The 12,743-nt window shown below is 45.9% G+C and carries 12 protein-coding genes; 5 read left to right on the forward strand and 7 right to left on the reverse strand.

Translation table 11 applies throughout. The features are described from left to right. The 5 genes from groEL to cdaA form a co-directional block, all read right to left on the reverse strand. On the reverse strand, positions 1–949 hold a 949-nt coding region (gene groEL / locus Q0R35_RS04005; protein WP_295614707.1), incomplete at its 3' end, for a chaperonin GroEL. 55 nt (positions 950–1,004) lie between these two features. Next, a complete protein-coding gene (gene groES / locus Q0R35_RS04010) occupies positions 1,005–1,316 on the reverse strand; it encodes a co-chaperone GroES (RefSeq protein ID WP_295614708.1) in 312 nt (103 codons plus the stop codon). A gap of 588 nt (positions 1,317–1,904) precedes the next feature. Then, on the reverse strand, positions 1,905–3,470 hold the full coding sequence (locus Q0R35_RS04015; protein ID WP_295614709.1) for a peptide ligase PGM1-related protein: 1,566 nt from the start codon (positions 3,468–3,470) through the stop codon (positions 1,905–1,907). A gap of 156 nt (positions 3,471–3,626) precedes the next feature. Beyond that, positions 3,627–4,376, reverse strand: a complete 750-nt coding sequence (locus Q0R35_RS04020) for an isoprenyl transferase (RefSeq protein ID WP_295614711.1) — start codon at positions 4,374–4,376, stop codon at positions 3,627–3,629. 63 nt (positions 4,377–4,439) lie between these two features. Beyond that, positions 4,440–5,342 (reverse strand): diadenylate cyclase CdaA, encoded by a 903-nt coding sequence (gene cdaA / locus Q0R35_RS04025; protein ID WP_295614713.1) that lies wholly within the window; start codon positions 5,340–5,342, stop codon positions 4,440–4,442. Between the two features lie 367 nt (positions 5,343–5,709). Between cdaA and Q0R35_RS04030 the strand changes: the two genes are divergently transcribed. Beyond that, complete coding sequence (locus Q0R35_RS04030; RefSeq protein WP_295614715.1) at positions 5,710–7,572, forward strand: DUF3084 domain-containing protein; 1,863 nt, start codon at positions 5,710–5,712, stop codon at positions 7,570–7,572. A 16-nt stretch (positions 7,573–7,588) separates the two neighbouring features. Here the strand turns inward: Q0R35_RS04030 and Q0R35_RS04035 are convergent, their stop codons facing one another. Beyond that, positions 7,589–8,077: a helix-turn-helix domain-containing protein gene (locus Q0R35_RS04035; protein WP_295614717.1), complete on the reverse strand. Its 489-nt coding sequence runs from the start codon at positions 8,075–8,077 to the stop codon at positions 7,589–7,591. A 280-nt stretch (positions 8,078–8,357) separates the two neighbouring features. Here Q0R35_RS04035 and Q0R35_RS04040 point away from each other — a divergent pair, with 280 nt between their 5' ends. Then, complete coding sequence (locus Q0R35_RS04040) at positions 8,358–8,612, forward strand: hypothetical protein (protein ID WP_295614719.1); 255 nt, start codon at positions 8,358–8,360, stop codon at positions 8,610–8,612. A 137-nt stretch (positions 8,613–8,749) separates the two neighbouring features. Here Q0R35_RS04040 and Q0R35_RS04045 read toward each other — a convergent pair whose 3' ends face one another. Next, positions 8,750–9,325 carry a DUF1003 domain-containing protein gene (locus Q0R35_RS04045; protein ID WP_295614721.1) on the reverse strand — a complete coding sequence of 192 codons (576 nt, stop codon included), beginning with the start codon at positions 9,323–9,325 and terminating at the stop codon, positions 8,750–8,752. Between the two features lie 96 nt (positions 9,326–9,421). On the opposite strand from Q0R35_RS04045, the gene Q0R35_RS04050 reads away from it, so the two are divergent. From Q0R35_RS04050 to Q0R35_RS04060, 3 genes are read left to right on the forward strand one after another with little or no spacing between them, the layout of a single operon-like run. Continuing rightward, on the forward strand, positions 9,422–10,810 hold the full coding sequence (locus Q0R35_RS04050) for a 3' terminal RNA ribose 2'-O-methyltransferase Hen1 (RefSeq protein ID WP_295614723.1): 1,389 nt from the start codon (positions 9,422–9,424) through the stop codon (positions 10,808–10,810). Positions 10,811–10,853: 43 nt separating this feature from the next. Continuing rightward, positions 10,854–11,375, forward strand: a complete 522-nt coding sequence (locus Q0R35_RS04055; RefSeq protein WP_366944818.1) for a GrpB family protein — start codon at positions 10,854–10,856, stop codon at positions 11,373–11,375. A gap of 54 nt (positions 11,376–11,429) precedes the next feature. Beyond that, positions 11,430–12,677 (forward strand): OFA family MFS transporter, encoded by a 1,248-nt coding sequence (locus Q0R35_RS04060; protein WP_295614726.1) that lies wholly within the window; start codon positions 11,430–11,432, stop codon positions 12,675–12,677. The last annotated feature ends 66 nt before the right edge of the window (positions 12,678–12,743 follow it).

A 12,743-nucleotide genomic window follows, 5' to 3' on the forward strand; every position in this document is an offset into this window, starting at 1 on the left:
CGAGGGATTCTAGTTTAGTCGCGTCTAGTTTCAAACCAGCATCTTCAGTTACTAGTTGACCACCAGTCAAGACTGCGATATCTTCGAGCATCGCTTTACGACGATCGCCAAAACCAGGAGCTTTAACTGCTGCAACGTTTAATACACCGCGCAGACGGTTAACCACTAAGGTGGCGAGAGCTTCTTTTTCGATGTCTTCAGCTAGGATTAACAAAGGACGACCGGAACGTGCTACTTGCTCTAAGATGGGAACGAGATCCTGAACCAAGTTGATTTTCTTGTCAGTAATCAGGATGTAAGGCTGTTCGAGAACTGCTTCCATCCGCTCCATGTCAGTTGCGAAGTAAGGCGAGATATAGCCTTTGTCAAAGCGCATCCCTTCAGTGATTTCTAGTTCGGTAGTCATGGACTTACCTTCTTCTAGAGAGATAACGCCTTCTTTACCGACTTTATCCATCGCGTTGGCGATCATTTCGCCGACTTCGTTATCGTTACCAGCCGAGATGGCTGCTACTTGCGCGATGGCTTTGGAGTCTTCTACAGGTTTGGAATGAGCGGCGATTTTCTCAACAAGGAAGCCAGTTGCTTTGTCAATCCCGCGTTTGAGGGAGATGGCATTCGCACCAGCGGCTACGTTGCGTAAACCTTCTTTAACGATCGCGTGAGCGAGTACGGTAGCTGTAGTAGTACCGTCGCCAGCAGCGTCGTTAGTTTTGGATGCAGCTTGACGAATCAGAGCTACACCAGTGTTTTCGACGTTATCTTCGAGTTCGATTTCTTTAGCAATGGTGACACCATCGTTAACAATTTGGGGTGCGCCAAATTTCTTCTCTAAGACTACGTTACGACCTTTAGGGCCGAGGGTAACTGCTACCGCTTCAGCCAAGATGTCCATCCCACGTTCCAACGCGCGACGAGCATTTTCGTTGTATATAATTCGCTTTGCCATAATCTTTTAATTTAGATGTGTAGAGGGTTAGTTGTTAGTGACGAAGTGACACTGTTTAGCCGACTACTGCTAGGATGTCTTTTTCTGACAACAGCACATATTCGTCGCCGCCGAGCTTCACGTCGGTACCAGCGTACTTGGAGTAGAGAACTTTGTCGCCAACTTTGATTTCTGGCTCTTGACGAGTACCATCTTCATTGCGTTTGCCTGGGCCAACTTGAACGACTTCGCCGATTTGGGGCTTTTCTTTAGCTGTATCGGGGAGCAGGATGCCACCTGCGGTTTTTTCTTCGGATGCGCTGACTTTAACGAAGACGCGATCTGCTAAAGGCTTGACTGTGGATACGGTTAACGATAATGATGCCATGTTTATTATGAGTTTTTAGCACTCTCAACTGCTGAGTGCTAATTTAGCCGACTGGGGTATGGCATGGCAAGCAAGGGTAGAGTACGGGTTACCGCACGATCGGGTGGGAAGGAGGCTGTGAGCTGTAGAGTGTGGGAGGGATCGATCGAGAATCGCTCGCACAGAGAGAGTAGAATTTTCAGGTGAAGATTTATGACTCCTAGCTTCGTTTCTGCACCGCCCTCAAATGAATTTGCGGATGCATTTTCGGACGGGTTCCCCGTCCATGAAAATGCACCAAGCAGGGGCTAACAGCTCAAGTTCTCTGAAGAGAACTACCAAATTAATTAGTTCTCTTCAGAGAACTTGAGCTATTAGCCCGAACTTATAGAAACCATTTGAGATCTTTTTAGATGCTAGTGGAGGAGGGTGGGTTTTGTCCGAGATCGAACAGTAACATCGACATTAACTAGCATAAACCCACCCCTACAGATCTGTAAAAATAACAGGATGACGTATTTTTCCCACCAGCCGTAGAGATCTTAAATGGGTTCTATACCGTCGGGAAACCCGACGAGCGAGAGCCGCAATTCTCAATTCTCAATTAATTTAACGACATTTCCAGAAAATTGGCAGTGAAGAGCGCGACTCGATCGATTGAGTTTCGCACTCTAAAACATCTTCAACTTTATTATAAATTGCCTGAGCTTCAGCGAGAGAATTACCGATACTAGTCAACCCGACTTTACCAAATTCTGATAAAGAACCCAGCAGATGAAAAACAGTCCCCGTCTCGGTACTGGTATCGAAATGCAAGCGATGATGAGCGATAATATCCATCAGATCGCTAGGTAGCAGCCCGCGATATTCGGGGCGATGTAGATTATCTGATGCCACATAATATTTAGGCGTGCGTTGTTGTGAGTAAAATAGACCATCATCCATTTGATAATTCCCATTAGTCAGAAACTTGAGCATCATAAATGGATGAGTAGTGCCACCTTTACGAAGATTGATTTCGATCGCGTGTAAATCCCATTTTCCATCAGCATTCGGTACTGCGATAAAATCGACTGCAAATCGTTCGATCGCGCCTTTTGCTGCCAGGTTTTTACCAATTTCCAAACCTAATTGCTGAAGTTGCAGGCGATAACCTGCCGCCGCTGGAAATTGACAGCCTAAAAAGATTTGCCCGTCGCAACCACCTAAAATCTGGTCGTGAGTAGAGAGAATTTCTACTGTGCCCATTGGTGTAATACAGCCCTGCACGCTGGGCGACTGCTTGCCCTCTCCTTCGACAAAAGCTTCGACGATCGCGCCGAGATGACCGATTTTACCCTGAAAGTTCGTCCAGATTTCTTGATGTCCCTGAAAACTCATCTGCGGAAAGGCTTGACTAATCGACCGGACGCGCTCTGAATGACTGCTAGGATCGCCCAGGGGACGTAAATCGAGGATGGCGTTACCTTCACCCGAAAAGCCTTCGTTGAGCTTGACTACCATGCGTTTTAGGTGAGGTTGTCGCGCCCACAAATCTGCGGCGACTTGGGCGAGATCGAGATCGTTGTATACTAATTCGCTGCCGTCGGGATGGGGTAAACCACATTCGGCGAAAATCTGCCGACTACCTGCTTTAGTACCCCAGTAGAGTAAATCGGGATCGAGTGCGTAGAGCGGCACTTCTAACTTCAAAGCCAAATCGCGCTCGATCGCGGTAGAATTGTAGCACATCATTACCGATCGATCGGGACGTAACGATTGGCGGATTCGATCGAGCAGGCGCGGACGATCGAGAATTTTTTGGCTTAGGGGTTGGAGCGAATAATCGTCTGTTGAGAATAACAGCAATCGTTCGCGGGCGTGGGAAAAGGGAATTCCGGGCAATAATTGAAGATAGTAATCGATCGCGATCGGTGTGAGCGGTACGGAGGTAACATAAATTATTCGCGTGCGCGGGTTTGATAATCGCATCAGCGAAAATAACAGTCTTTCTTCATAATGAATGCACCCTTCTACCTTGAGCAATTCGCCGCGATCGAGACTCAACGATGGTACTACTAAAATATCGCAATCGCTATCAATCTGCGCGTCAAAGCTGTGCCACAGACTCTGTAAGCGCGACTGCAATTGCTGAAATTTATCGCTTGTCGATCGAGACTCATCGCCATCCAACATTGGGCTGTAGCTCCAGTTAATAGACAAACGTGCTGAATTTGAGACGAGGGGACGGGGAGACGAGGGGACGGGGAGACGGGGAGACGGGGAGACTGGGGGACTGGGAGACTTGGGGTTTAGGACTCCTTAATTCTTACTTCTTACTCCTTACTCTCCCTAAACTTTGCCAAATCGCCGATGGCGTTGTTGGTAATTGAGTAAAGCTTGATGAAAAGCGCGGCGATCGAAATCGGGCCATAATGTATCCGTAACATAAATTTCGGCATATGCCAACTGCCACAATAAAAAGTTACTAATCCGCATTTCACCACTGGTGCGAATTAGCAGATCGGGATCGGGTAAATCGGCGGTGTGGAGGTACTTAGAGATGGTACTTTCATCGATATCGGTAGATTTTATCAGTCCTTGCTGCACCTGAGTGGCAATTTGCTGACAGGCATGAACTATTTCTTGTCTGCCGCCATAATTAATTGCGACTGTAAACCGCACGCCTTGATTGTGTTGAGTGGCAGTCACCGCCCGATCGATCGCGCTATGGAGCGACGCAGGAACATTATCTAAATTACCTACCACAGCTAACTTCACCTGCTCGGCAACCATTTCAGCAAGTTCGATCTGAAATAAATTTTCAAATAAAGTCATCAGAAAATCGACTTCTTCGATCGATCTGCCCCAATTTTCAGTTGAAAAAGCATAGACAGTCAACGCGGCAATTCCCCAATCCTTACAGCACCGCAATAGCTCCCGGAGCGCATTTGCACCTTGTTTGTGCCCCATCATCCGGGGAAAGCCTCGGCTTTTTGCCCATCGCCCATTCCCATCCATGATCGCGGCAATATGTTGTGGTAACTGAGTGCAATCTAAATCGGTAGGTAGTTCGATGAGACTGGTGGCTTTGGAAGTCATCTAAAGAAGTTAGGGATTAGGGATGATGAATGATGAATTGTCATGCCGTGGTGAATTCATCATTCATTTGTTTTCCGGTAATTGTAGCAAGCGACGCAACAGCCCGATCGTGCGACTTTTAAATTTACGCCCCAAGCTGCGTAAACTCGGCGCGACAGATTCGCGTTCGCCAATGGGCGCAAACCGAGTTTCTAATAGCTCCTTTAGTTTACTGCTAGTCAGGGGGCGATCGAGGATGCCTGCTTCGGCTAGCGAAATCGAACCCGTTTCCTCGGAGACGACGACACACAGACAATTGTTCGTGCGTTCGGTAATTCCCATTGCCGCTCGGTGACGGGTGCCTAGCTGCCGCGAAGCAGCCCGATCTGACAAGGGTAAAATTACCCCAGCGGCGATGACGCGATCGCCGCGAATAAATACGGCACCATCATGCAGTAGGGTGGTAGTTTGGAAAATGGTTTGAATCAATTCCTTCGATAACTTAGCATCTAACCTGACTCCCGGCACGGCAAAATCTCGCTCGTCCATCATCTCGTTGGTTTCCAGAATCATTAAAGCACCGATCCGCTGTTGCGATAATTCTTTAACGGCATCGACAATTTGGTCGATCGATCGATCGGCGGTATCGCTAACGCGGCGAGTCGATCGAATCGAGGAAGGCAGCAAATTACCCCGCCCCAATTGCTCTAAAAAGCGGCGAAATTCTGACTGAAACACAACTGACATCGCGAGTGAGGCACCTACTACCAATTTGTCTAGAACGAAGCTCAGTAGGCGCAATTGACACCGTTCGCCGATCGCGGCGGCCACCATCAACACAATCAACCCCCTTACCATCCATAGCGTGCGACGATCTCTGACCGCCAATAACACTAAAAATGTGAGAGCAATTACTAATCCTAGGTCTAGACTTTGGCGAATCCAGGATTCAGTAAACTGGGAATCAAACCCAAAGCCCAAAGTCATTGGCAACTAATCCACTACAACCAATCCCTAGATTCTATGGCACATTGGAGCCGATCGACAATCAATTCGGGCTAATATTTATCAGCAACCCGATTATTTTGCCATCTTTAGCCGATTGAGCATAGCTCACGCTGCGCGAACGAACCCGTTCAAATTAGATCGGTGATAATGGCTGTGATATCATAAGCAGTAAGCCCTGAAACCGATCGGATACAAACCTTCATTAACTAATTAACGTTGCCATCGCCTGCGGTGCATCAGTGAGTAAGATTGCAATTCAATCTGTAACTCGAATGCTTGCTAAGTACCATCGCAGCCGTTCGCGTAGCGTCCGCTTTGCGGAAGCGGCCTGAAAATTTTCCGCAGAGTGAATAACATAATTGTCGCGGGCGCATCTAGCTCATCGGCGAATGCCGCGATCGCGGCAAGAGCTAGTTATTGCAGTGCCGACAATATCGATCGCCTAATAATTAAAACCTTTAATATGACCAGCGGCTACATGCTAATCGGGGCAATTTTAATTTTAGGCGGCATTATTGCGGTGTCCGGCGATCGGATTGGCACGCGGGTAGGTAAGGCGCGATTGAGTTTGTTTAAATTACGTCCGCGTCAGACCGCCACCCTAGTAACAATCGTCACTGGCACACTGATTTCTGCCTCCGTGCTAACACTGATTTTTGGAGCTAGCGAACAGCTCCGGACGGGGGTATTCGACCTCCAAAAAATTCAGCGCAAACTATCCGATACCAAAGAAAATCTCAATCGCGCGATCGAACAAAAAGACCGCTTTCAGCGAGAGCTAGAAATCGCCCGTAACGAGCAATCGATCGCCCAAAATCAACTCTCAGGGAGCGATAAATCGCTCAAAGATGAATTACTCAAGCAATCGATCGCCGCCCAAAATTTTAGTAATACCAAGCAGCAACTACAATCTGTATCGACTCAACGCAAAGATCTCGTCCGCGAAGTTACCGAAATCGCCCGCAATCGCAGCGATTTGACCGCACAACAGCAGGTAATTGTCGAGCAGGTAAGCGACATCGAGGAACGAATTACGGGGCTAGAAACGGCAATCGTCCCCCTTCAAGAGCGTGTTAATATTACCAACAGTAAAAGAGTTAGACTCCAACAGCGGCTCGATCTGACGACAGTGGAACCAAATTTGCTTCAGCAAACCGAACAGATCCAAACTTATGAAAATACTGCAAAAAAACTAGCTCAAGATTTAGAGCGACGAACGGAAAGATTGGTGACTCTAGAAACCCAGCTTCAAACTCAGCAAACAGAACTATCGAGCTTGAAAAGTCAAATCGAGCAATTCGATCGCCAACTCGCAGTTCGACAAGCGCAACTCAAGGAGAAAGATAAGCAACACCAACAATTAGAGCGAGAGTTTCAAACTCGTGCCTTGCAGTTAAAACGCAGAGACCAACAGCTCAAAAAAACCGAATTAGAAATCAAAATTAATCGTCAAGGACTGGCATCTTTAGAAAAAGAAGTCAATAGTATCGAGCAAGAGTATCAAAAAATTCGGCAGGGAAACATTGGAATTTTTCGCGAGCGGGTGTTAGCTAGTACTACTCTCACAGCCAGCAGTGCGTTAGCAGTTACCACAGAGATTGACAGCCTATTAGTTCGAGCGAATCTCACAGCACTTCAAGCAACTAATCCCGATGATGTCGTTGGCGTAGCCTCTCCCTTGGAGAATCGCACTCAGAAAATTATTGAAGTCACACCCAGTCAATTAGCGCAAGTCAAACAACAAATTATCGGTTCGATCCAGCCTAAGCGCGAACGCCGCAGTTATGCAATTCGAGTACTTTCAACTGGTAATTATGTCGTTGGAGATCGCAATGTGCGAGTGTTTATCGATGTCACGCCCGATCGACAAGTATTCGATCGCAATACGAAAATTGCGGCGGTAAATATTGATGCTACAGCGATGAATGAAGAGCAAATTCGTCAACAACTAAATATTTTATTAGTAGCCGCACAATTACGAGCGCGCCGATCCGGAATTTTAGAAGATCGACCGCAAATTGGCGACGGACAATTAGCTACTTATGTTCGGTTTTTAGAACTAGTCAAAAAACAAAAGTACCCGATCGAAATCGACGCGATTGTCGATCGGGACACTAATACATTAGGGCCATTAGTCATCAAACTTCAAGCGGTTGCTAATGGCAAGGTATTATTTAGCACTTACTCAAAGGCAGGTATCAAACAATAGAGTATAATTTTATACTCTATTGCTCGAAAGCCGCAATTAATTCGTCGATCGTACATTGATAAACAGACATCATCTGCTTGAGCTGAGACGGAACTAGCTTAGGTTGAGAGCGTTTTTGCTCCCAACTATCGATCGTTCTGACACTCATCCCCAACTCGATGGCAAGTTGTAATTTTGTCAAACCAGCAACTTCTCTCAAATGCAGCGGTGTTACCCGATTTTCATCACGATGAGTCGATCGATAAAACTGTTGCGGAGAATGAGTTAAATCTGGTTTTGAGATATACACTGTGACCGGATGTTGTCCGTGATGATGCCTTCTGACAGCTACTTTACGGCTAGCTATCAAAATTTTCAGACAAATTTGGAGCATCGAGATGGGGCGGTTTAAGTTATCGGCTAACTCCTTAATTGTGATACCGTCGGGGCGATCGCGGATCGACTCTAATAATCGATCGGTAGTAGTTAAACTGGAAAAATCGGGGGTTATTTCAACAATTGCCAAAGTTAAGGTTTCCTAACTCGTCGCCTAATAGCTTATCACCTTTATTTAAAATTAAAGAATGTTATAAATACGATATTTTTATCGATTGTCGCTCTCTTTTTGTGACTAACTTATGTCCGTTTTTCCACCCTTGACAATTAAGGTTTATTCAGATATGTGCGATTCTCTAAGGGAGAGGCTACGCCAACGGAATTATAGATTTGGGCTACCGATCGCCAGGGTAAGCTAAGATTGTCTCTAACAGCCCCACACCCCTCAGCCACTCTCAATATTTAAATGTATGGCTCAATCTTGGATTGCAATCTTCTTTATTCTGTTAGCGATCGCCCAATTATATCAATCTATTAAGAGTATCGACTTACCACTACCAGTTTATTTGGTGTTGGGTACAGCTTTAGCGATCGCCTCTAATGCACGAGGGCAATTTTCCTTCGCTCCACCTCAAAAAGTCACACTTCAAGAAATTCACACCCCAGATCCAATCATCGATTCAGGATCGACAAACATCCTGACACCAACTGAAGATCTCCAATAACTTTCTAAATAGTAGATCGCTAGAAAAATAAGACCAATTTTAAATCTAAACTATTCCCTATCCCCTACTTGTGCGGAGCGAAGCCGTTTTCAAAGCGTCTTGTTGGCGTAGCCTCTCGGAGAGAAGAGAAGCATCCCCTATCTCCTATCCGTAGTAATTTGTCGTAACAATAACTCCTCAATTCTGGCGATCGTTTCGGCTTGAGATCGGACTAACAAATGCAGATTTGCTATTTCTCGATCTTTAAGTGAATCTAATTTTTCATGGAGATCGGCTATTTCTCGCTCTTTAAGTAAATCTAATTTTTCATGAATTAATTCGATCTCCAGTTCTGCTTTGATATCGCAGTCTAAATCTTGTTGGGCATTATCGCGGTCGAGCGTCGATTGGCGATTTTGACTCATCAAAATAAATGGCGTGGCGTATGCAGCCTGAAAGCTTAAAGCCAGATTGAGCAAAATAAATGGATATGGATCCCAATGCCCGATCCAAGCAACAACATTCAGTACGATCCAAACTGTCAGCAGGCAACTTTGGATAATAATAAACCGCCACGAACCAACGATCTGCGTAACTAAATCGGCAATCCGATCTCCTCTAGAAGGCGATCGTAAAGTTGTAGATCTGGCAGGTTGAATCGAGCGTAAGTAAGATAATCGTTCCAAATCTGTTGGTGTTAGTTGCGGGGAGGTGACGATTGGGGAAGTATCCATAAAGACAATTAGTAAACAATAACGATATTTTTTAAATTAACAATCTCGATCGATCGAGTACAGTGGACATATATATTTCAGAAAATTATCGATCCGATGCTGTTGACTATTTCTACCACCCATCAACCCGCCACAGATCTGGGATACCTGCTCTTCAAGCATCCCGAAAAATGTCAGGCGTTCGAGCTGTCGTTCGGTACCGCTCAAGTATTTTACCCCGAAGCTAACGAGACTAGCTGTACGGCGGCTCTGGTATTAGATATCAACCCGGTAGATTTAGCCAGAGGTAAAGCTGGCGCGAAAAGACAGACACTAGCAGCATACGTTAGCGATCGACCCTATGCCGCATCTTCTTTCTTGAGCGTGGCAATTTCTCAAGTATTCCGCACCGCGATGACTGGTAGGTGTGCCCAAAAACAAGATTTAGCCGATACTCCCATTCCGCTTGTCGCCCGGATTCCCGTCTTACCCAGTCGGGGGCGAGAAGGCTTTCTCCGGGGCTTATTCGAGCCGTTAGGGTATGAAGTTCGGGTGGAGCGGTTAGCACTCGATGAAGCGTTTCCTGATTGGGGGAACAGCTCTTATTTTGATGTCGAACTCACCCATACTATTAAGCTGTGCGATTTGCTCAGTCATCTCCATGTAATGATTCCCGTGTTGGATGACGACAAGCATTACTACGTCAATGAAGACGAGATCGAGAAATTACTTCGCCACGGCGAAGGCTGGCTGAGTACTCATCCACTCAAGGAGGAGATTACCAGTCGCTATCTCAAACGTCAGCGCGGTCTGACTCGCGATGCATTGGCGCAAATTGCCGTCGAAGAAGTCGCCACCGAAACGCCAGAGCAAGCAACCCAAGAAGAAATCATCGAGCAGCGGATGAGCCTCAATCAGCAGCGGATGGAAACCGTCGTGGCAACACTTAAAGCCAACGGCGTACAAAAAATTGTCGATTTGGGCTGTGGAGAAGGAAAGCTACTCAAATTATTACTTAAAGAGCCAATCTTCTTAGAAATTTTGGGGATGGATGTCACCCATAAATCGCTAGAATACGCCCAAGAGCGCGTCCTCGATAAATTGCCCACCCATCAAAAAGGACGATTGCAATTAATTCAAGGCTCCTTAAATTACCGCGATGCGCGGATTAATGGTTACGATGCAGCAACAATAATTGAAGTCATCGAACACATGGAACTCGATCGACTCGCAGCCTTCGAGCGAGTATTATTTGAATTTGCTAAACCGCGAATCGCGATCGTGACTACGCCCAATGTAGAATATAATGTCAAATTTGAAAATCTTCCCCCAGGAAAACTCCGCCACCCGGATCATCGCTTTGAATGGACAAGGGTTGAATTTCAAAATTGGGCAAATGCGATCGCCGATCGGTATAAATATATCGTAGAATTTCAACCCATTGGTAATATCGACCCTGAAGTTGGTGCGCCAACTCAAATGGCAGTATTCGCCGCATCAGTCTAATTTAGAGCAGCAATAATGCGTTCGCGAACGATAAATATCAATGATGACTAGAAAAGTAATCGTCGTTCCACACGATCGAAATTGGCAGCGGGTATTCTTAGCTGAATCTCAACACTTGACGATGGCACTTGGCGAGAATATGGTGAATATTTACCATATTGGTAGTACCTCAATTCCCACGATTTATGCCAAACCCATTATCGATATTTTAATAGAGGTAAAAGATCTTGCCAAAGTTGACGAGCGAGATCGGGAGATCGGATCTTTAGGCTATGTCGGGATGGGCGAACATGGAATTGTCGGTCGTCGTTTTTTTCGTAAGGATAATGCTGAGGGGCTGAGAACCCACCACATTCATACCTTCGAGACTGGCTCACCGCAGATCGATCGTCATTTGGCATTTCGAGATTATCTGATATCTCATCCAGAAACCGCACTAGAGTATAGTGAGTTAAAACAACAACTCGCCCAAAAGTATCCCAACGATATTGAGAGTTACATGGACGGAAAAGCTGAATTTATCAGCAAAATAGATAAAAAAGCAGCCCAATGGCAATCGTTATAAATTGATTTTGTCCGAATTAGACATTTTTCCCCTATCGAAATCGCATAAAATATGATGAATGACCTGAAAGTATTTGGCTTACCCGCTCGGCAAGGTCGATGGCTATTTTTACCACTAGGCATTACAGCGATGCTCTGCTTGGGTACAGTTTATTCCTGGAGCATTTTTCGCAAGCCACTGACCGAAGCTTTTAAAAAGCAAGGTATGACAATTGGGGCAACAGATACCTTGCTACCCTTCGCCATATTGCTGGTAGTATTTGCCATTTTAATGCCGATCGCGAGTAGATATATCGAACGCTATGGTGCATCTAAAGTAACCGCCATCGGAGGTACAATCGTTGGTTTGGGATATTTCTTGTCCAGTTTTGCCACTAGCATTCCGCTATTGATTGTTACCTACGGTTTTATTGCTGGAGCTGGCGTAGGGATTGTCTATGGCGTACCGATTGCAGTAACAGCTAAGTGGTTTCCCGATCGTAAAGGATTAGCTGTCGGTTTAACAGTAGTTGGTTTTGGTCTATCACCATTAATTACTGCACCCCTAGCTAGTTATCTGATCGCTACTTATGGCATCAATAGCACGTTCAGAATTCTGGGTGTGGCTTTTACGGCGATTTTAGTGGCGATTGCAACTGGGCTTAGATTTCCGCCAACAGACTGGCAACCCAGTCCTCAGTTTACGCCCAGATCCATTAGTACTGAGCCAGATCGCTTACTGAGTTCGCCGAGCTTTTTTGCACTGTGGAGCTGCTATGCGATCGGTACCCTGGCTGGTTTGATGGCAATTGGAATTGCAACTAATGTCGGGAAAGAAATCATCGAACTCGATACTAATACGGCTACAGCATCGGTATCAATTTTTGCCATCTTTAACGGTGCAGGTCGCCCCTTATTCGGTTGGTTGACAGATCGGGTTAAGCCTAAAATGGCGGCGATTCTGTCTTATGTGATGATTTTAGTAGCCTCGATCGTGATGCTAAATACTGGTAAAGGGCAGGTTGTCAATTACTTTTTCGCCTTCGGTTTGCTGTGGTTATCTTTGGGCGGATGGTTGGCGATCGCACCTACGGCAACGCTATCGATGTTTAACCCGGTCAATTACACTAAAAACTACGGCATGGTTTTTACGGCATATGGGGCGGGAGCTTTGGCGGGAACACTAGTTGCTGGTAGTGCTAAAGATATTTTTGGGAGCTATACCAATGCTTTTATTCCGACTGCGATTCTTTCGGTTTTGGGCATTTTAATCGCTACTTTCGCACTCAAACCTGATGCTAAGACTCAGCAAATTTTGATGTGAAGTCGTTAAATAACCTAAGGAATGAGGATTAAATAACCTGCGTAGGTTGGATAGAGAGCAGCGCGA

The organism is Chamaesiphon sp. GL140_3_metabinner_50, from assembly GCF_025361915.1.
Taxonomy (GTDB): Bacteria; Cyanobacteriota; Cyanobacteriia; order Cyanobacteriales; family Chamaesiphonaceae; genus Chamaesiphon.